General features: G+C 43.0%; 17 protein-coding genes. 13 read left to right on the top strand and 4 right to left on the bottom strand.

Annotation, left to right across the window (positions count from 1 at the left end; genetic code table 11):
• Window positions 1-10: 10 nt before the first annotated feature.
• The gene (locus tag O3650_RS02860; protein WP_261048203.1) at window positions 11-811 is read right to left on the bottom strand and encodes a DUF4839 domain-containing protein; all 801 of its coding nucleotides are present in this window, start codon (window positions 809-811) and stop codon (window positions 11-13) included.
• Between the two features lie 264 nt (window positions 812-1075).
• Between O3650_RS02860 and gmk the strand changes: the two genes are divergently transcribed.
• The 11 genes from gmk (at window position 1076) to O3650_RS02805 (ending at window position 13268) form a co-directional block, all read left to right on the top strand.
• Window positions 1076-1702: a guanylate kinase gene (gmk, locus tag O3650_RS02855; RefSeq protein ID WP_078352782.1), complete on the top strand. Its 627-nt coding sequence runs from the start codon at window positions 1076-1078 to the stop codon at window positions 1700-1702.
• A gap of 24 nt (window positions 1703-1726) precedes the next feature.
• The gene (rpoZ, locus tag O3650_RS02850; RefSeq protein WP_000979235.1) at window positions 1727-2041 is read left to right on the top strand and encodes a DNA-directed RNA polymerase subunit omega; all 315 of its coding nucleotides are present in this window, start codon (window positions 1727-1729) and stop codon (window positions 2039-2041) included.
• A gap of 65 nt (window positions 2042-2106) precedes the next feature.
• Entirely contained in the window at window positions 2107-4503 is a 2397-nt protein-coding gene (locus O3650_RS02845; protein ID WP_371491549.1) for a primosomal protein N', read from the top strand.
• Between the two features lie 12 nt (window positions 4504-4515).
• Window positions 4516-5451, top strand: coding sequence for a methionyl-tRNA formyltransferase (fmt, locus tag O3650_RS02840; RefSeq protein ID WP_000163654.1), 936 nt, complete (start codon window positions 4516-4518; stop codon window positions 5449-5451).
• Complete coding sequence (gene rsmB / locus O3650_RS02835) at window positions 5444-6757, top strand: 16S rRNA (cytosine(967)-C(5))-methyltransferase RsmB (protein WP_371491547.1); 1314 nt, start codon at window positions 5444-5446, stop codon at window positions 6755-6757. Before fmt ends, rsmB begins: the two co-directional genes overlap by 8 nt.
• A gap of 14 nt (window positions 6758-6771) precedes the next feature.
• Window positions 6772-7512: a Stp1/IreP family PP2C-type Ser/Thr phosphatase gene (locus O3650_RS02830; RefSeq protein ID WP_203175980.1), complete on the top strand. Its 741-nt coding sequence runs from the start codon at window positions 6772-6774 to the stop codon at window positions 7510-7512.
• Window positions 7509-9410, top strand: a complete 1902-nt coding sequence (gene pknB / locus O3650_RS02825; RefSeq protein ID WP_203175981.1) for a Stk1 family PASTA domain-containing Ser/Thr kinase — start codon at window positions 7509-7511, stop codon at window positions 9408-9410. The genes O3650_RS02830 and pknB overlap by 4 nt, the downstream gene beginning before the upstream one ends.
• 88 nt (window positions 9411-9498) lie before the next feature.
• Window positions 9499-10257 (top strand): threonine/serine exporter family protein, encoded by a 759-nt coding sequence (locus tag O3650_RS02820; protein WP_045612174.1) that lies wholly within the window; start codon window positions 9499-9501, stop codon window positions 10255-10257.
• Between the two features lies 1 nt (window position 10258).
• Complete coding sequence (locus O3650_RS02815; RefSeq protein ID WP_125443542.1) at window positions 10259-10708, top strand: threonine/serine exporter family protein; 450 nt, start codon at window positions 10259-10261, stop codon at window positions 10706-10708.
• A 113-nt stretch (window positions 10709-10821) separates the two neighbouring features.
• The gene (locus tag O3650_RS02810) at window positions 10822-11994 is read left to right on the top strand and encodes a hydroxymethylglutaryl-CoA synthase (protein WP_185756862.1); all 1173 of its coding nucleotides are present in this window, start codon (window positions 10822-10824) and stop codon (window positions 11992-11994) included.
• Window positions 11994-13268: a hydroxymethylglutaryl-CoA reductase, degradative gene (locus O3650_RS02805; RefSeq protein ID WP_125443544.1), complete on the top strand. Its 1275-nt coding sequence runs from the start codon at window positions 11994-11996 to the stop codon at window positions 13266-13268. Before O3650_RS02810 ends, O3650_RS02805 begins: the two co-directional genes overlap by 1 nt.
• 141 nt (window positions 13269-13409) lie before the next feature.
• Here O3650_RS02805 and O3650_RS02800 read toward each other — a convergent pair whose 3' ends face one another.
• Complete coding sequence (locus O3650_RS02800; protein ID WP_125443545.1) at window positions 13410-14375, bottom strand: LacI family DNA-binding transcriptional regulator; 966 nt, start codon at window positions 14373-14375, stop codon at window positions 13410-13412.
• Window positions 14356-15810 (bottom strand): sucrose-6-phosphate hydrolase, encoded by a 1455-nt coding sequence (locus O3650_RS02795; RefSeq protein ID WP_203175989.1) that lies wholly within the window; start codon window positions 15808-15810, stop codon window positions 14356-14358. Before O3650_RS02795 ends, O3650_RS02800 begins: the two co-directional genes overlap by 20 nt.
• A gap of 379 nt (window positions 15811-16189) precedes the next feature.
• Here O3650_RS02795 and O3650_RS02790 point away from each other — a divergent pair, with 379 nt between their 5' ends.
• Window positions 16190-18076: a sucrose-specific PTS transporter subunit IIBC gene (locus tag O3650_RS02790; RefSeq protein ID WP_203175991.1), complete on the top strand. Its 1887-nt coding sequence runs from the start codon at window positions 16190-16192 to the stop codon at window positions 18074-18076.
• Between the two features lie 149 nt (window positions 18077-18225).
• Window positions 18226-19113: a fructokinase ScrK gene (gene scrK, locus O3650_RS02785; protein ID WP_000164310.1), complete on the top strand. Its 888-nt coding sequence runs from the start codon at window positions 18226-18228 to the stop codon at window positions 19111-19113.
• A gap of 42 nt (window positions 19114-19155) precedes the next feature.
• On the opposite strand, the gene O3650_RS02780 is transcribed toward scrK, so the two are convergent.
• Window positions 19156-19773 (bottom strand): TVP38/TMEM64 family protein, encoded by a 618-nt coding sequence (locus O3650_RS02780; protein WP_261219187.1) that lies wholly within the window; start codon window positions 19771-19773, stop codon window positions 19156-19158.
• Window positions 19774-19834: the final 61 nt, after the last annotated feature.

Below are 19834 nucleotides of genomic sequence, written 5' to 3'. Positions count from 1 at the left end.
ATTCGTTATATTATCGAGGTGAAATCTCAATTGGGGATAGGTAGACTAAATCTTGAGTGGAGTTATAGTTTCCAATTTGTGCCTTTATATGTACATTTTGGCCTTTAGAAATATTTTCGCCATTAAAAGAGTTGAAAGCGGCGTTAGAAACTGTTGTTATATTTACAAATTTAAAGTTTGGTCCCGAAGGTGCTTGTTCTGCTCCTAAGTGATTTCCGCCATAAATAAGCATATCGAATTTTGTTTTGTAATTTTTATAGTGTGCAATATCTGCTATGTGTCCATCAAATTCGATGACTTGACCTTTATATTTTTGAATAAAATTTGTTATGGTGCTTGAGTCATCAGTTTGCAATAGTGTTTTAAATTCCTCATTGTTTTCAGTCGTGATGACAGCTGATTGGGATGGACTTGTTGACGAGGTTTCGGTCGAGCTTGATGTGGTGTTAGTTGAACTAGAGGAAGCAGGCGTCGAACTTGATGATGTAGAGGATGATTCACTAGTTTTCTCGACAGATTTTTCAACAACGCTACTAGTTTCTGTAGATGAAGGGGGAGAAACAGTAGTTGACTTATCTGAGTATACTCCAATTATAACTGATATAAGAATAATAAATATTACAGCAACACCAATTAAATATGGAATTAATTTTTTTACCTTCAATTCCAGTGGGCTTAATGGTGTAATTTCAACCTCAGCTTCTTTTTCAAAAAAACCAAATACTCCAGCATTTCCATGATCAATAATATTGATTTTAACCTCATTTTTTTTTGAGATTGAGTTCATACAAGCCATTTTCAATAGCTTCATCAACGTTTTTTCCTTTATAAATTGGCATAAATCTCTCCTTTTATATTAGTAGTTTCATTATCTCTTAAATGGAATAGAAAGGCAAGTCTTTTTTAAGGGGGCTACCTTGTATAAATCATAGATTATGCTAAATAAATAAGAAAGAGCAGTTGAAAAATTACTGCTTTTTTGTTACACTAGATAGAAAGACTGTAAAGGATAATCTGGCTTTTTGCTATTATTCTAGAGAAATGTTATTTCACAGACTGACTAAAAGGAGACACAATGGCAGACCGAGGCTTACTAATTGTTTTTTCTGGTCCTTCAGGGGTTGGAAAAGGAACGGTTAGAAGAGAGATTTTTGAGAGTTCTGAAAACCAATTTCAATACTCTGTATCGATGACGACACGCGCACAACGTCCTGGAGAAGTGGACGGTGTTGACTATTTCTTCCGTACTCGAGAAGAGTTTGAAGAGCTGATTCGTCAAGGTCAGATGTTGGAATATGCAGAATATGTCGGCAACTACTATGGAACTCCTCTGACCTATGTTAATGAAACCTTAGACAAGGGAATCGATGTTTTCCTTGAAATTGAGGTTCAGGGCGCTCTTCAGGTCAAGAAAAAGGTTCCAGATGCTGTCTTTATCTTCCTGACACCACCAGATTTGGATGAATTGCAAGATCGTTTGGTAGGACGTGGAACAGACAGTGCAGAAGTGATTGCCCAACGAATCGAAAAAGCCAAGGAAGAAATTGCCCTCATGCGTGAGTATGATTATGCGATTGTCAACGATCAGGTGCCCCTAGCTGCTGAGCGTGTCAAACGTGTGATCGAAGCAGAACACTTCCGTGTGGATCGTGTCATTGGTCACTATCAGGAGATGTTACCAAAGTCTTCAACTACTCGATAAAATTTAGAAAATAGGTACAAGCAAATGATGTTAAAACCCTCTATTGATACCTTGCTAGACAAGGTTCCTTCAAAATATTCACTCGTAATCTTGGAAGCAAAACGTGCTCACGAATTAGAAGCAGGTGCGCCAGCAACTCAAGGTTTCAAGTCTGAAAAATCAACTCTTCGCGCTTTAGAAGAAATCGAATCAGGAAACGTTACAATTCACCCAGATCCAGAAGGAAAACGTGAAGCTGTGCGTCGCCGTATCGAAGAAGAAAAACGCCGCAAAGAAGAAGAAGAAAAGAAAATCAAAGAGCAAATCGCTAAAGAAAAAGAAGATGGTGAAAAAATTTAAGGTTGGGGGGACTCAATCTTATTTTTTCTATTGCAAGAATGTACTGACAAGGAGGAGGTGAGAAGATGGCCATAGCCAAGATTATTGTAGATGTTCCCTTGATGCAGACGGACCAGCCCTATAGTTACAGGATTCCTAAGGAATTCGAGGGAATGCTAGAAGTTGGGATGCGGGTTCATGTGCCTTTTGGTAAGGGCAATCGCCTGATTCAAGGGATTGTTCTTGGTTTGGAGTCCCAACCAGATGAAGAAGAGGCTAATCAAGATTTAAAAGATATAGCAGAGGTGCTGGATTTTTCTCCTGTTCTCACGCAAGAACAACTCTGGCTGGCTGAGGAGTTACGCAAGTCCGTCTTCTCCTACAAGATCTCCATCCTCAAGGCTATGTTACCGGGATTTCTGAACTCTAGCTATGACAAAATTCTCTATCCTATGGCAGGTCTGAGTCAGGAAGACCGAGAGCGCTTGTTTGGTTCAGAAGATTCGCTAGCCTTTTCTTCTCTAGATTTAGGTAAGCAATCTGAAATGATGCGTTTGACTAGAAAAGGCCTGCTTGGTCTGGAATATCAGGCGATTGATCAAAAGAAGGTCAAGACCCAGTCTTGGTATGAGGTTGACCTTGTTCAGTTAGAAGGTGTAGAGATTTCTGCGCGCGCCAAGAAAAAGTTGGAATTGAGAGGTTATTTGCTGTCTCATCCTGAGAGTGCTCCCTTGGCTAGTTTGTTAGAGTCCTACTCGCGGGAGCAAGTCAACTTTTTTGTGGAACAAGGTGCTGTGACCATAGTCCAAAAGGAAGTTCAACGCTCGGCTGCTTATTTTGAAGGCATTGAGTCAAGTCAGCCTTTGGAGTTGAATCCAGAGCAAAGACAGGCGCGTGATGCGGTTGTGAGTGCGATTGGTAGTCATCAGCCTCCCTTCCTCCTTCAAGGAATTACAGGAAGTGGGAAAACGGAGGTTTATTTGCAGATTATTCAAGGAGCCTTGGACAAGGGCAAGACAGCCATTTTGCTGGTGCCTGAGATTTCCTTGACTCCTCAGATGACGGAGCGTTTTATCGCTCGATTTGGTGAGAAAGTAGCCATTCTTCATTCCGGCCTGTCCAATGGTGAAAAGTATGATGAATGGCGCAAGGTGGAGCGTGGCGATGCCCAAGTTGTGGTGGGTGCTAGATCGGCCATCTTTGCTCCGCTAAAAAATCTAGGTGTTATGATTATCGATGAAGAGCATGAAGCGACTTATAAGCAGGACAGTAATCCCCGTTATCATGCTAGAGAGGTGGCTATTTTACGGGCTCAGTATAATCAAGCAGCTCTGGTGCTTGGTTCAGCAACTCCTAGTCTGGAAAGCCGGGCGCGTGCTGGTAAAGGCGTCTATCAACACTTACGTCTGACCCAGCGAGCCAATCCTCTAGCCACAATCCCTGAGGTTCAAGTAATTGACTTTCGAGACTATATCGGACAGAATGAGACGTCAAACTTTACGCCACCTTTGCTAGAAGCGATTCAGGACCGTCTGGCTAAAAAAGAGCAGGTGGTTCTCATGCTCAATCGTCGTGGTTATTCTAGCTTTGTCATGTGTCGGGAGTGTGGAACTGTGGATACTTGTCCCAACTGTGATATTTCTTTGACCTTGCACATGGATACCAAGACCATGAACTGTCATTATTGTGGTTTCTCGAAGGACATTCCTCAGGACTGCCCTAACTGTAAGAGTCGAAGCATTCGTTACTATGGGACAGGAACTCAAAAGGCTTATGACGATCTGGCAGAACTTTTTCCCCAGGCTCGCATTCTGCGCATGGATGTGGATACGACGCGCAAGAAAGGAAGTCATCAAGTTCTACTTGACCAATTTGGGCGAGGGGAAGCAGACATATTGCTTGGTACACAGATGATTGCTAAGGGATTGGATTTTCCAAATGTGACCTTAGTCGGAGTGCTCAATGCGGATACGGCTTTGAATTTGCCTGACTTCCGTTCTTCTGAGAGAACCTTCCAGCTCTTGACTCAGGTTGCAGGCCGGGCAGGCCGTGCTGAAAAAGCTGGGCAGGTCTTGATTCAGTCTTATAATCCGCAGCACTATGCTATTCGATTTGCAAAAGACCAGGACTACGAAGGCTTTTATGCTTATGAAATGGGAATCAGACGACAACTTGGTTATCCACCTTACTATTTCACCATTGGCATTACCCTTTCTCACAAGAAAGAAGAAGAGGTTGTCAAACGTGCCTATGAAGTTATGAACATTTTGCGATCAGGCTTGTCAGAGACCAGTCACATTCTGGGGCCAACGCCCAAACCCATTGCCCGTACCCACAACCTCTATCATTACCAGATTTTAATTAAATACCGTTTAGAAGATGAGCTGGGGCCGACCCTCAACCAGGTCTTGGCCTTGACTCAAGAACGGGAAAATAGTGAGCTCCGTCTCAGCATTGACCATGAGCCACAGCAATTTTTATAAGAAGGAGAAGATATGACAAAATTAATCTTTATGGGGACACCCGACTTTTCAGCAACAGTTTTAAAAGGGATTTTGACAGATGAGCGTTACGAAATTCTAGCCGTTGTGACCCAGCCAGACCGTGCTGTCGGACGCAAAAAAGTTATCCAAGAAACCCCAGTCAAGCAGGCTGCCAAGGAAGCAGGACTTCCTATCTACCAACCTGAAAAACTATCTGGAAGTCCAGAGATGGAAACTATTATGCAGCTAGGAGCAGATGGAATTGTGACTGCTGCATTTGGGCAGTTTCTCCCAAGTAAACTCCTTGATAGCATGGACTTTGCGGTCAATGTTCACGCTTCTCTTCTTCCTAAACATCGTGGTGGCGCGCCAATCCATTATGCCTTGATTCAAGGGGATGAGGAAGCTGGTGTAACCATTATGGAAATGGTTAAGGAAATGGATGCAGGGGATATGATTTCTCGTCGTAGTATTCCAATCACGGATGAGGACAATGTTGGCACCTTGTTTGAGAAATTAGCTCTTGTTGGTCGCGATTTGCTTTTGGACACTTTGCCTGCCTACATTGCTGGTGACATCAAACCTGAACCACAGGATCCAAGTCAGGTTACTTTCTCGCCAAATATCAAGCCAGAAGAAGAAAAACTGGACTGGAACAAAAGCAATCGTCAACTCTTTAACCAGATCCGTGGGATGAACCCGTGGCCTGTTGCCCATACTTTCCTTAAGGGCGACCGCTTTAAGATTTATGAAGCCCTACCAGTAGAAGGTCAGGGAAATCCAGGAGAGATTCTCTCTATCGGCAAGAAAGAATTGATTGTCGCAACGGCAGAAGGGGCTCTATCCCTCAAACAAGTGCAGCCAGCTGGTAAGCCTAAGATGGACATCGCTTCCTTCCTCAACGGAGTTGGACGTACATTGACTGTAGGAGAACGATTTGGTGACTAAAGTAGAAACGGCTAGAAGTTTAGCCCTAGCGGTATTAGAGGATGTTTTTATCAATCAAGCATACTCAAATATCGCCTTAAATAAGCATCTCAAGGGAAGTCAGCTCTCTACAGCAGACAAGGGCTTGGTGACCGAGCTGGTCTATGGAACGGTAACCCGTAAACTCACCTTAGAATGGTACCTATCCCACTTTATCGAAGACAGAGACCAGTTAGATAGTTGGCTTTATGTCCTTCTTCTCATGAGTGCCTACCAGCTCCGCTATTTGAACAAGATTCCAGACCATGCTGTGGTCAATGAAGCAGTAGAATTGGCCAAAGTCCGTAAAAAAGGCAGTGAAAAATTGGTCAACGCCCTCCTTCGTCGTATTCTACGTGAAGGATGGCCAGATATCACCAGCATCAAACGAAAAAACAAGCGTGACTCTATTGCATATTCCCTTCCGGTTTGGCTAGTTGCCAAGCTCAAAGAAGAATACGGCGAAGAGCGAGCGCAAGCTATTTTTGAAAGTCTTTTGGTGCGCAACAAGGCCAGTATTCGTGTGACTGATTTAAGCCGAAAAGAGGAAATACAAACCTTGTTGGAGGCCAGTGATTCATCCTTGTCTCCTTTTGGTCTGGTTAAGGAGCAGGGGCACTTTGCAGGCCATGATTTGTTTGCGGAGGGAGCTATTACCATTCAAGACGAGTCTAGTCAGCTGGTTGCTCCGACGCTTGATTTACAAGGTGATGAGCGAGTGCTTGATGCTTGTGCGGCTCCAGGTGGGAAAACAGCCCATATAGCCTCTTATCTCACGACAGGTCAGGTTACTGCTCTAGATTTGTATGACCATAAGCTGAGCTTGATCCAAGAAAATGCAGAGCGTTTAGGTGTAGCAAACCGTGTCCAAACCCAAAAATTGGATGCCAGAAAGGTGCATGAGTTTTTTGGTCAGGATTCTTTTGATAAGATTTTGGTGGATGCTCCCTGTTCAGGAATCGGTCTTCTGCGACGAAAACCAGACATCAAATACAATAAAGAAACGGCAGATTTCGCGTCCTTGCAGGAAATTCAGCTAGAAATATTAGGTAGTGTTTGTCAAACACTACGCAAAGGTGGTATAATAACTTATAGTACCTGTACTATTGTCTCAGAGGAGAATTTTCAAGTCGTTAAGGCGTTTTTAGAAAGTCATCCTGAGTTCGAGCAGGTAAAACTAGAACATGAATGTAAGGATATCATGAAAGACGGCTGTATCCTCATTACACCTGAATTGTATGGAAGTGATGGATTCTTCATCAGTCAATTTCGCAAGATATCGGATTAGGAAGGAACTGACACATGGAAATTTCATTATTAACAGATGTTGGTCAGAAACGAACAAATAATCAAGACTATGTCAACCACTATGTCAATAGAGCTGGACGTACTATGATTATTTTAGCTGATGGGATGGGAGGTCATCGCGCAGGGAATATCGCTAGTGAAATGGCGGTAACAGACCTAGGTATAGCTTGGGTCGATACCCAAATCGATACAGTCAATGAAGTGCGTGAATGGTTCGCCCATTACCTAGAAATTGAAAATCAAAAGATTCATCAGCTTGGTCAGGATGAAGCTTACAGAGGCATGGGAACTACTTTGGAAGTCCTTGCTATTATTGGCAATCAAGCTATCTATGCTCATATTGGTGATTCGCGTATCGGCTTGATTCGTGGAGAAGAATACCATCAGTTGACGAGCGACCATTCTTTGGTCAATGAATTGCTCAAGGCTGGTCAATTGACACCTGAAGAAGCTGCTAGCCATCCACAGAAAAATATTATTACTCAATCTATCGGTCAAAAAGATGAAGTTCAACCTGATTTTGGAATGATTACCCTTGAGCCAGGTGACTATCTCTTGCTCAATAGTGATGGTTTGACTAACATGATTTCAGGCAGTGAGATTTGTGATATTGTAACCAGTGATATTCCTTTGGCAGATAAAACAGCGACGCTTGTGCGTTTTGCTAACAATGCAGGAGGTTTAGACAACATTACGGTTGCCCTTGTTTCTATGAACGAGGAGGATGCAGAATGATCCAAATCGGCAAGATTTTTGCCGGACGCTATCGGATTGTGAAACAGATTGGCCGAGGAGGCATGGCAGATGTCTATTTGGCCAAGGATTTAATTCTAGACGGAGAAGAAGTGGCAGTGAAGGTCCTGAGGACCAACTACCAGACGGACCCGATAGCTGTAGCTCGTTTCCAGCGTGAAGCGAGAGCTATGGCAGATCTAGACCATCCTCATATCGTTCGGATAACAGATATTGGTGAGGAAGACGGTCAACAGTATCTTGCAATGGAGTATGTTGCTGGACTAGACCTCAAACGCTATATCAAGGAGCACTATCCTCTTTCTAATGAAGAAGCCGTCCGTATCATGGGACAAATCCTCCTAGCCATGCGTTTGGCCCATACCAGAGGAATTGTCCACAGGGACCTGAAACCTCAAAATATCCTCTTGACACCAGATGGGACTGCCAAAGTCACAGATTTTGGGATTGCGGTAGCCTTTGCTGAGACGAGTCTGACTCAGACTAACTCTATGCTGGGTTCGGTTCATTACTTGTCACCAGAGCAGGCGCGTGGTTCTAAGGCAACTGTACAGAGTGATATCTATGCCATGGGTATTATTTTCTATGAGATGCTGACAGGCCATATCCCTTATGACGGGGATAGTGCGGTGACCATTGCCCTCCAGCATTTCCAGAAACCATTGCCATCGGTTATAGCTGAGAATCCATCTGTGCCTCAGGCTTTAGAGAATGTTGTCATCAAGGCAACTGCCAAGAAATTGACAGATCGTTATCAGTCAGTTGCAGAGATGTATGTGGACTTGTCTAGTAGTTTGTCTTATAATCGTCGCAATGAGCCTAAACTGGTATTTAATGATACGACTAAGGCGGACACCAAGACTCTACCAAAGGTATCCCAGAGTACCTTGACCTCGATTCCTAAGGTGCAAACACAAAGTCCGAAGCCACAGGCTGCGAAGCCGAGTCAGCAGGTTTCAGAAGACAATTACGCAACCAAGCCTGTTAAGAAACGGAAATTTAGAGTTCGCTATATGATTTTGTTGGCCAGCATTGTATTGGTGGCAGCTTCTCTTATTTGGATATTATCCAGAACTCCTGCAACCATTCCCATTCCAGATGTGGCAGGTCAGACAGTGGCGGAAGCCAAGGAAACCCTCAAGAAAGCCAATTTTGAGATTGGCGAGGAGAAATCAGAGGCTAGTGAAAAGGTGGAAGAAGGGCGGATTATCCGTACAGATCCTGACGCTGGAACTGGTCGAAAAGAAGGAACGAAAATCAATTTGGTTGTCTCATCAGGTAAGCAATCTTTCCAATTGAGCAATTATATCGGCCGTAAATCGACCGATGTTATCGCAGAACTCAAGCAGAAGAAGGTACCTGAAAATCTCATCAAGATAGAGGAAGAAGAATCAAGCGAGAGTGAAGAAGGAACAGTTCTTAGACAGAGCCCGTCAGCTGGAACAACTTATGATTTGAGTAAGGCCTCAACAATTACTTTAACTATTGCTAAGAAAGTAACCAGCGTTGCTATGCCAAGTTATATAGGATCTAGTCTTGAATTTACTAAAAATAATCTCGTTCAAATTGTCGGTATTAAAGAAGCCAACATTGAAGTTGTAGAAGTTACCACAGCTCCTTCCGGAACTGCTGAAGGTACCGTTGTTGAACAGAGTCCAAGAGCGGGTGAAAAGGTAGATTTGAATAAGACACGCATCAAGATTTCAATTTACAAACCGAAAACACCGCCGTCAACATCATCATCAGCACCAGCCCAACGTGGAAACCAAGGTTCTACTACAACACCAAGTCAGGGGAACCAGCAAGGAAATCAACGAGGAGATACTCATTCTACTAATCAATCAAGTAGTGAGGGAAGCCACGAAAATTCACGTAATTAAATGAATCTTTGTCATGATTTCATGGCAAAGATTTTTTTTGACTCCAGATTTGTGATAGAATAGAGGAAGTTGATAAAAGGAGGAAAGTATGGAAGAATCAAGAGAATTAAATGCCGTCATCGATCTGATTATGTTAGCTGGAACCATTCTTCTCAAAAGTGGCTCAGAGATTCATCGTGTAGAAGATACCATGATTCGGATTGCGCATTCGCAGGGGATTGTGGATTGCAATGTTCTTGCCATGCCTGCTGCCATCTTTTTCTCCATTGAAAATACCAATATTTCGCGAATGAAACGCGTGACCTCATCTTCTTATAACATCGAAAAAGTCTGTGATGTGAACCAAATTTCTCGTCAGTTGGTAGGAGGAAATCTTGATTTAAAGACAGCCTTCAAGCAATTGAAGGCCTTGCAAGCCCAACCCCTTCCTTATACTAAGTTGCAGGTAACTTTGGCTGCAACCTTTAGTGCTCCTTTCTTTTCGATTATGTTTAGTGGAAATATCTACGACGCACTTGGGGCAGGAGTGGCTACCTTATTTGGTTTTGCCTTTTCCCTCTATGTAGAGAAGTTTATCCGAATTCCCTTTGTGACATCCTTTGCTGGAGCCTTTGTTTTTGGGATGATAGCCCAGTTTTGGGCTCGCTACACAGGCTTTCCTTCAACGGCAGATTTGATTATAGCTGGTGCGGTCATGCCGTTTGTACCAGGGATTGCCTTGACCAATGCGGTTCGTGATATTATGACCAACCACATAAACTCTGGTATGAGTAAGATGTTTGAATCCCTGCTCATTACCCTTGCTTTAGGGGCGGGAACTTCTGTCGCCTTGGTATTGATGAATTAATATGACACTAACAACCTTTTTATTACAAGCAGTAGCAAGTCTTCTTGCCATTATCACTTTTTTAATCGTACTCAATGTTCAACGTTCTATGCTCTTACCAGGAGGGATTTTGGGCATGGCTGTCTGGCTGATTTATCTCTTGCTCAAGGAACCGACCAATGTTATTGTGGCTACTTTTATTGCAGCCATTATCGGTTCTTGTATCAGCCAGATTTTAAGTATTCTTTATAAGACACCTGCTGTGGTCTTTATCTTAGCCATCTTGGCACCTCTAGTTCCGGGTTATCTTTCTTATCGGACAACTGCCTTTTTTGTGACGGGAGATTACAGTCACGCCATTGCCAGTGCAACCTTGGTTGTTATGCTGGCTTTGGTGATTTCCATTGGAATGGCTAGCGGAACAGTGATTCTCAGACTGTATTCTCACTTACGAAAACAGCATAAAAGTTAGATTCATAAGGGACTTGATTTGGTGAATCAAGTCTTTTTTCTCTCTTTTACTGCCATTTGTGATAAAATAGTATAGAACGATTTTTTACAATGAATGATAAAACAGAGGTAAATATGACAATCGGTATTGATAAGATTGGTTTTGCGACCAGTCAATATGTCTTGAAATTACAAGACTTAGCAGAAGCGAGGGGAATTGACCCTGAAAAATTAAGCAAAGGACTCTTACTCAAGGAATTGAGTATTGCGCCCCTAACTGAGGATATCGTGACCTTGGCGGCCAGTGCAAGTGACTCTATTTTAACTGAGCAAGAAAGACAAGAAATCGATATGGTCATTGTGGCGACTGAGTCAGGAATTGACCAGAGTAAAGCTGCGGCCGTCTTTGTGCATGGTTTGCTGGGAATCCAGCCTTTTGCTCGTAGTTTCGAGATTAAAGAAGCCTGCTATGGAGCGACAGCTGCCCTTCATTATGCCAAATTGCATGTGGAAAATTCTCCAGAGTCCAAGGTTTTGGTCATTGCCAGTGATATTGCCAAGTACGGTATTGAAACTCCAGGAGAACCAACTCAGGGTGCTGGCAGTGTGGCCATGTTAATTACACAAAATCCACGCATTATGGCCTTTAATAATGACAATGTGGCTCAGACTCGTGACATCATGGATTTCTGGCGTCCAAATTACTCAACAACTCCTTATGTAAATGGTGTCTATTCTACCCAACAATATTTGGATAGTTTGAAAACGACTTGGCTTGAATACCAAAAACGCTACCAGCTTACTTTGGATGATTTTGCGGCTGTTTGTTTCCACTTGCCTTACCCTAAATTAGCGCTAAAAGGCTTGAAAAAAATCATGGATAAGAGCCTGCCTCAAGAGAAAAAAGACCTCTTGCAAAAGCACTTTGACCAGTCTATTCTTTACAGTCAAAAGGTAGGGAATATCTATACAGGTTCCCTTTTCCTTGGACTTTTGTCTCTCTTGGAAAATACAGATAGCTTGAAGGCTGGCGATAAAATTGCCCTTTATAGTTACGGAAGTGGTGCTGTGGCTGAGTTCTTCAGTGGTGAATTGGTTGAAGGTTATGAAGCTTATCTGGATAAAGACCGCTTGAACAAGCTCAACCAACGAACTGCCCTGTCTGTTGCTGACTATGAAAAAGTCTTCTTTGAGGAAGTAGACTTAGATGAAACAAACTCTGCCCAGTTTGCTGGCTATGAAAATCAAGATTTTGCCTTGGTTGAAATTGTTGACCACCAACGCCGTTATAACAAGGTTGAAAAATAATGAAGATAAGTTGGAATGGATTTTCTAAAAAATCATACCAAGAGCGCCTCGAGTTGTTAAAAGCTCAGGCGCTCCTTAGTCCTGAAAAACAAACCAGTCTGGAGCAGGATGAACACATTAGCGTGACTGTCGCAGACCAGCTGAGTGAGAATGTAGTGGGAACTTTTTCTCTGCCTTATTCGCTGGTTCCAGAGGTCCTTGTCAACGGTCAGGAATACACAGTTCCCTATGTGACAGAAGAACCGTCCGTGGTTGCTGCGGCCAGCTATGCCAGTAAAATCATCAAGCGTGCAGGTGGCTTTACTGCTCAGGTTCATGAGCGCCGGATGATTGGGCAGGTAGCTCTTTATCAAGTTGCTAATCCTGAACAAGCGCAAGAGAAAATTGCCAGTAAGAAAGCCGAACTCTTGGAACTTGCCAATCAAGCCTATCCTTCTATAGTCAAACGTGGAGGTGGGGCGCGTGATTTGCATGTAGATCAGATTAAAGGTGAAACAGACTTCCTCGTCGTCTATCTTCATGTTGATACTCAAGAAGCCATGGGAGCCAATATGCTCAACACCATGTTGGAAGCCTTGAAACCAGTCTTAGAAGAACTCAGTCAGGGTCAGAGTCTTATGGGTATTCTGTCTAATTACGCGACCGATTCTCTGGTGACAGCAAGCTGTCGCATCGCCTTTCGCTACTTGAGTCGCCAAAAGGATCAAGGGCGAGAGATTGCGGAGAAAATAGCTTTGGCTAGTCAATTTGCACAGGCTGATCCTTATCGAGCTACTACCCACAATAAAGGGATTTTTAATGGTATTGATGCCATTTTGATTGCCACTGGTAATGACTGGCGTGCCATTGAGGCGGGAGCCCATGCCTTTGCCAGTCGAGATGGACATTACCAAGGTCTTAGCTCTTGGCGCCTAGACTTGGAAACAGAAGAATTGGTTGGTGAGATGACTCTGCCCATGCCTGTAGCGACCAAGGGTGGTTCTATCGGCCTCAACCCTCGTGTAGCCCTCAGTCATGAGCTACTGGGAAATCCTTCTGCCAAAGAATTAGCCCAGCTTATCGTTTCTATCGGTCTCGCCCAAAACTTTGCGGCCCTCAAAGCCTTGGTGAGTACAGGAATCCAGCAAGGCCACATGAAATTGCAGGCCAAATCCTTGGCACTCCTAGCAGGTGCCAGTGAGTCCGAGGTAGCTCCCTTAGTTGAGCGACTCATCGCAGATAAAACCTTTAACTTAGAGACAGCCCAGAGCTATCTCGAAAATTTAAGATCATAAAAAACTCAGACTGATCGGTCTGAGTTTTCTTGTGCTTATACTCTTCGAAAATCAAATTCAAACCACGTCAGCTTCGCCTTGCCGTACTCAAGTACAGCCTGTGGCTAGCTTCCTAGTTTGCTCTTTGATTTTCATTGAGTATTAAATACTTTTTCCAGGCAATAGAGTAACTGGTAAGAAGTAACCGGTTGTTGCGACTTCCTTGCCTTCGATCTTCTGTAAGAGAAGGTCAACAGTGAGTTGGGTAATCTCTTTCAAGGGTTGCTTGATAGTAGTCAATTGAGGGTAGTAATTCTCGATAAAGTAGGTTCCATCATAGCCGATGACCTTGAGCTCTTCAGGGACAGAAATGCCCAGCTCTTGAGCAATTTTAATGACCAAAATAGCTGTCAAATCATCTGAAGCAAAAATGGCATCTGGTTTTTGACGAGTCAAGATATTTTTGATTTCCATTTCTTTTCTGACAGGAGAAAAGTCACTGGAAACATTGATAATAGGTGCTTTGGGGAGAATAGATGCAAAACCAGCGTGGCGTAGTCCAGTTGGCGAATTGGAATTGTCATTACCTGTAATCATGATGATAGACTGGGCACCTGTCTTAACCAATGTCTGGGCTGCGAGAACCCCACCAGCGTAGTTGTCAGAGGAAACGACAGGAATGTCTGGCGATAGGTTTCGGTCAAAGGAAATAATTGGTGCTGTCACTCGATTGTAGTCTTCGATTCCCAAGTTGTGACTACCCGAAATGATGCCGTCCACCTGATTGGCTTCCAACATTTCGATGTATTCGCGTTCCTTCTCAGAATCGTGCTCACTGTTGCAGATGATGGTCTTGTAACCATTTTTGAAGAGTTGGTGCTCCAGCTTATCAATCAATTCTGCATAGAAAACGTTGGAAATATTGGGGAAAATCAGGCCGATTAACTTAGCTGATTTTCCTTGCAGACTACGAGCTAGGTTGTTGGGTTTATAGCCCAATTCCCGCATGGCTTCATTAACCTTTTGAATGGTTTTCTCTGATAAATAGCCTTTTTTATTGATAACCCGAGAAACGGTAGTAGGGCTGACGCCTGCAAGTTTGGCGACATCAGTTAGTTTTGCGACCATAATCTAATTCATAGTAAGTTCCAGTTGGGTTTCCAGATTTAATTAGGATCCCATTTTGGTCCGCATGTGGGAAGACACGACCAGAAAATACTTTTTCTCCTTTATTGATGAAAATTTCAAAGACAGAGTTATCGATGAAGATTGTAGCAGTAGTAGCCTGATTCTCGATAGGGCAAGAACGAGTAGTTCCAAATTCTTGGGCATACTGTTCTCCAGCTTGGCTACGATCTACTGTCACTTGACCATTTACAAGGTCAAAGTTGATGGAAAGTCCCTTGCCTTCTTTATCAGCAAGTAAGACAATCTCGCTCTGGCTATTGGCTTCCAAGTTGAGTTCAAGTTCGTAAGTGTTCTTGGTTTGGACACGGTTTGAGAAGGCTTCTTCAGTAGCACGAAGGTCCTTGATAGCTGCGACTGGGTATTGGTAGAGTTTGCTGTCTTTGATAGTCAATTCTTTGACCAAAGAGAAGGTTCCTTGATGGTCAAAACGGTCAGATGGGTAAGAAACATCAGGCAAGCCAAGCCAGCTAACAGCTAGAGCACGTCCATCAGGAGCGTTGAAGGCTTGAGTTGCATAGGCTTCGAAACCATAGTCCATGTTTTGAAGTTGAGACACATCTACCATTTTGGCATTTTCAGGGTCAAAGGAAGCCCCAATCTTATACATATTTGGATAGATATTATCGTAATCTAGAACTTTCTTATCCAATCCTTGTGGGCAGTAAAGAAGGACAGGTTGCTCCCCTACAAAGATCAGATTTGGGCATTCCATCATATAGGCAGTGCGGTCGTTAGCAAAGTCAAGGTCGCCAACAGCTTGCCAGTTTGTGTAGTCGTTGTCAATAGCTTTGTAGAGACGAACGAAGCCTTTTTTCTCCAAATCTTGTCCACCGACGATGGCATAGTATTGACCTTTAAAATTAAAAATTTGCGGATCGCGGAAGTGGTCTGTAGAGTCTGCCGGCTGGTCAATTAAGATCTTGTCAATCTTCGTAATATTGCCTTCCTTATCCATCAAAGCCCCAATCTGGTATGGGTGACGGATCCAATTTTCATCGCGGACATTTCCTGTATAAAATAGGAATAAGTTATCGCCAAACTGCATGGCAGAACCAGAGTAGGCACCGTGGCTATCTAATGGAGTGTCAGGCAAAACTTTGACTCCAGTTTCTGTGAAATGAACCAAGTCCTCACTTTCCAATTGAACCCAAGATTTCAAACCGTGGGCTGCACCAAAAGGAAAGTTCTGATAAAAGACAATCCACTTCCCATCAAAGTAAGAAAAGCCATTGGGGTCATTGAGAAGTCCTGTTTTTGGCTCAACATGGTAATGAGTATGCCATGGAGATTGTGCCATATTTTCTTTTATATGTTGAATTTCTTCTTGCGTCCAATCTTGATAAAGTCTGTAACGACGCTCAGTTGTCCATTCCATTCATTCATTCCTCCAAAAATCTTATCACTTTTAATAGTAACCGTTTTCGGAAAAAAAAGCAAGCCTTTTATGTTAAAAAAGAGAAAAAACTGTCAAACGTTTATCACAAAATAAATGCAGGAAATCAATCAAATTTTCACGAAAATATGAAAGAGAATGAAACAAAACCCTTTTAAATAAGATTTTAAACTTATTTTTTCAAGGAATACCTGATAAAACAGTCAAAATCAATCAATCTAAAGCATGCTTACTAAGTGGATAGAATATTTTTTCTGCAAAACGCTTGACATATTTCTAAAACATGATAAAATAATAGTCGTAGGGCGGATAAAATCGCTTTCAAACAAGAACAAAATTTTATATAAGGAGATTTTTGCAAATGAACAATCAGGAAATTGCAAAAAAAGTCATCGATGCCTTGGGCGGACGTGAAAATGTCAACAGTGTTGCCCACTGTGCGACTCGTCTTCGTGTCATGGTCAAAGATGAAGGAAAAATCAATAAAGAAGTGATTGAGAACTTGGAAAAAGTTCAAGGTGCTTTCTTTAACTCAGGTCAATACCAAATCATCTTTGGTACAGGTACAGTTAACAAAATGTACGATGAAGTTGTTGCACTTGGTTTGCCAACATCATCTAAAGATGACATGAAAGCAGAAGCTGCTAAACAAGGGAACTGGTTCCAACGTGCTATCCGTACTTTCGGTGACGTTTTCGTTCCAATCATCCCAGTTATCGTAGCGACAGGTCTCTTCATGGGTGTGCGTGGTCTCTTGACTGCTCTTGGAATGACACTTCCAGCTGATGTGACAACTTACACTCAAATCTTGACAGATACAGCCTTTATCATCTTGCCAGGTTTGGTTGTGTGGTCAACCTTCCGTGTATTTGGTGGAAATCCTGCCGTTGGTATCGTTCTTGGTATGATGCTTGTTTCTGGCTCACTTCCAAACGCTTGGGCAGTCGCTTCAGGTGGTGAAGTAACAGCTATGTACTTCTTTGGTTTCATCCCTGTTGTTGGTTTGCAAGGTTCTGTTCTTCCAGCCTTCATCATCGGGGTTGTCGGAGCTAAATTTGAAAAAGCTGTCCGCAAGGTTGTTCCAGATGTCATTGACCTCTTGGTAACACCATTCGTGACACTTTTGGTCATGTCTATCCTTGGGCTCTTTGTTATCGGACCAGTCTTCCACGTTGTTGAAAACTACATCCTTATTGGTACAAAAGCAATTCTTGGCTTGCCATTTGGTCTTGGTGGTTTCTTGATTGGTGGGGTTCACCAATTGATTGTCGTGTCAGGTGTGCACCACATCTTCAACTTGCTTGAAGTGCAATTGCTTGCTGCTGACCATGCTAATCCATTCAACGCGATCATCACTGCGGCTATGACAGCCCAAGGTGCTGCGACTGTTGCGGTTGGTGTTAAAACTAAAAATCCAAAACTGAAAACACTTGCTTTCCCAGCTGCTCTTTCTGCCTTCCTCGGTATTACAGAGCCTGCTATCTTCGGGGTGAACTTGCGTTTCCGTAAACCATTCTTCCTTTCATTGATTGCTGGTGCAATCGGTGGTGGATTGGCTTCAATCCTTGGACTTGCTGGTACTGGTAGTGGTATCACTATCATCCCTGGTACAATGCTTTACATCGGTAATGGACAACTTCCACTATACCTTCTTATGGTAGCTGTATCATTTGCACTTGGTTTTGCTCTTACTTACATGTTTGGTTATGAGGATGAAAAAGAAGTTGCTACTGAAGTAGAGACAGAACGTTTGGTCCAAGAAGAAACAACTGGTAACATTCCAGCAGCTCTTCAAAATGAAACACTTGTAACTCCTATTGTTGGTGATGTTGTCGCTCTTGCTGATGTCAATGACCCAGTCTTCTCAAGCGGAGCTATGGGGCAAGGTATCGCTGTGAAACCAAGTCAAGGTGTGGTATATGCACCAGCTGATGCTGAAGTTTCAATTGCCTTTCCAACAGGACATGCTTTTGGTTTGAAAACAACTGATGGTGCTGAAGTTTTGATTCACGTTGGTATCGACACTGTAACTATGAACGGTGAAGGTTTTGAAGCAAAAGTTGCTCAAGGTGACAAGGTTAAAGCAGGAGATGTTCTTGGAACATTTGACTCAAACAAAATCGCTGCAGCTGGACTTGATGATACAACAATGGTTATCGTTACAAACACAGCTGACTTCTCTTCAGTAGCTCCAGTCGCAACAGGTTCAGTTGCGAAGGGGGATGCTGTGATCGAAGTGAAAATCTAATCAATCCTCTCTAATGCGAAAACGAACAAATGACATGTTTGTTCGTTTTTGCTTGAATGGTAAGATTTACAGAGGAAAATCTAAAAAATAGAGAAATTTAGACTTTCGAAATATGCTATAATAAAGAAAATAAAAACAAGAGGTTTATCATGACAAAATTATATGGAAGCTTGGAAGCGGGCGGTACAAAGTTTGTCTGTGCTGTCGGTGATGAAAACTTTAACGTTGTAGAAAAAACACAATTTCCAACAACAACTCCAATCGAAACAATCGATAAAACCATTGAGTTCTTCTCAAAATTCGACAACCTTGCTGGTCTTGCAGTTGGTTCATTTGGTCCGATTGATATTGACAAAAACTCAAAAACTTATGGCTTTATCACAACGACTCCAAAACCAAACTGGGCAAATGTGGACTTGCTTGGTGCCCTTCGTCGCGCCCTCAACGTGCCAATGTACTTTACTACAGATGTAAACAGCTCTGCTTATGGTGAAGTGGTTGCCCGTAACAATGCTGGTGGTCGTATCGAAAACTTGGTATACTACACAATCGGTACAGGTATCGGTGCAGGTGTCATCCAACGTGGCGAATTTATCGGCGGTGTGGGTCATCCTGAAATGGGTCATTACTATGTGGCTAGACACCCAATGGATATTGAAAAAGAGTTTAAGGGTGTTTGTCCTTTCCATAAGGGATGTTTGGAAGGCTATGCAGCTGGTCCAAGTTTGGAAGCTCGTACAGGTGTACGTGGGGAAAATATTGAACTCAATAACCCTGTTTGGGATGTCCAAGCCTACTATATCGCTCAAGCTGCGGTCAATGCGACAGTGACTTTCCGCCCAGACGTGATTGTCTTTGGTGGAGGAGTCATGGCTCAACAACACATGCTGGACCGTGTCCGTGAGAAATTTACATCTCTTCTCAATGGTTACCTACCAGTACCAGATGTGCGTGATTACATTGTAACGCCAGCGGTAGCAGGAAATGGTTCTGCTACTCTTGGAAACTTTGTTCTTGCAAAAGAAGTTTCAAAATAAAGCACAAAATCCGCTTGGGAAACCAAACGGATTTTTTATGTGTCAAAGCATTTGCCAGAAGAAGTCGATAATATAGGTCAGACCGTAGGTATAAACCACGAGGGTAAAGGGCTTGGTCAGAATGATGATAATCATATAGCGTTTGAAGGTCATCTTGGTCAGGGCAGCCAGCATACAGAGAAAGTCAGCTGGACTAATGGGCCAAATCATCATAAAGATAAAGAAACGGTCAAAACGATTGCCCTTATCTAACCAACCGATATACTTGTCATAGGTGCGCTTGCTGACGACAGACTGGACAAAGGCAGCTCCATAGAGTCGCACCAGATAAAAGATAATGGCACAGCCAATCACGATGCCGATATAGTTGTAGATAGTCCCGATGATGTGTCCGTAGATAAAGACCCCAGCCACCGAGGTCAAGGCCCCAGGAATGATAGGAACGACAGTCTGTAAAATCTGTAAAAAGATAAAGAGAGGTGGCCCCCAGATCCCTGCCTGCTGGATAAAGGCAGAGAGGGTTTCCTTAGACTGTAAAATCCCAGCCTGATAAGCCCAAATACAGAAAATCAAACTCCCAACCCCACCGACAATCGATGAGATATTGATAACTCGCTGCAGAAGGGGAGAAACAGCTTTCATTTGTGTATCCTGTGACATGTAAACTCCTCATAGATAGTATATTTCTACTATACCATATTTTGGAGGAGAAAGGGGGGAT

Origin of the sequence: Streptococcus sp. 20925_1_24, assembly GCF_041432335.1 — a bacterium.
In the GTDB taxonomy this organism is placed as follows: Bacteria; Bacillota; Bacilli; order Lactobacillales; family Streptococcaceae; genus Streptococcus; species Streptococcus mitis_BM.
This window is presented reverse-complemented; position numbering and strand designations above follow the sequence as displayed.

What these genes read in the sequence shown, in the direction of transcription:
- O3650_RS02810 (WP_185756862.1), top strand. Translation starts at nt 10,822, where the DNA reads ATGACAATCGGTATTGATAAGATTGGTTTTGCGACCAGTCAATATGTC.
- gmk (WP_078352782.1), top strand. Translation starts at nt 1,076, where the DNA reads ATGGCAGACCGAGGCTTACTAATTGTTTTTTCTGGTCCTTCAGGGGTT.
- O3650_RS02805 (WP_125443544.1), top strand. Translation starts at nt 11,994, where the DNA reads ATGAAGATAAGTTGGAATGGATTTTCTAAAAAATCATACCAAGAGCGC.
- O3650_RS02795 (WP_203175989.1), bottom strand. Translation starts at nt 15,810, where the DNA reads ATGGAATGGACAACTGAGCGTCGTTACAGACTTTATCAAGATTGGACG.
- O3650_RS02820 (WP_045612174.1), top strand. Translation starts at nt 9,499, where the DNA reads ATGGAAGAATCAAGAGAATTAAATGCCGTCATCGATCTGATTATGTTA.
- scrK (WP_000164310.1), top strand. Translation starts at nt 18,226, where the DNA reads ATGACAAAATTATATGGAAGCTTGGAAGCGGGCGGTACAAAGTTTGTC.
- pknB (WP_203175981.1), top strand. Translation starts at nt 7,509, where the DNA reads ATGATCCAAATCGGCAAGATTTTTGCCGGACGCTATCGGATTGTGAAA.
- O3650_RS02830 (WP_203175980.1), top strand. Translation starts at nt 6,772, where the DNA reads ATGGAAATTTCATTATTAACAGATGTTGGTCAGAAACGAACAAATAAT.
- O3650_RS02800 (WP_125443545.1), bottom strand. Translation starts at nt 14,375, where the DNA reads ATGGTCGCAAAACTAACTGATGTCGCCAAACTTGCAGGCGTCAGCCCT.
- O3650_RS02845 (WP_371491549.1), top strand. Translation starts at nt 2,107, where the DNA reads ATGGCCATAGCCAAGATTATTGTAGATGTTCCCTTGATGCAGACGGAC.
- fmt (WP_000163654.1), top strand. Translation starts at nt 4,516, where the DNA reads ATGACAAAATTAATCTTTATGGGGACACCCGACTTTTCAGCAACAGTT.
- rpoZ (WP_000979235.1), top strand. Translation starts at nt 1,727, where the DNA reads ATGATGTTAAAACCCTCTATTGATACCTTGCTAGACAAGGTTCCTTCA.
- O3650_RS02790 (WP_203175991.1), top strand. Translation starts at nt 16,190, where the DNA reads ATGAACAATCAGGAAATTGCAAAAAAAGTCATCGATGCCTTGGGCGGA.
- O3650_RS02860 (WP_261048203.1), bottom strand. Translation starts at nt 811, where the DNA reads ATGAAGCTATTGAAAATGGCTTGTATGAACTCAATCTCAAAAAAAAAT.
- O3650_RS02780 (WP_261219187.1), bottom strand. Translation starts at nt 19,773, where the DNA reads ATGTCACAGGATACACAAATGAAAGCTGTTTCTCCCCTTCTGCAGCGA.
- O3650_RS02815 (WP_125443542.1), top strand. Translation starts at nt 10,259, where the DNA reads ATGACACTAACAACCTTTTTATTACAAGCAGTAGCAAGTCTTCTTGCC.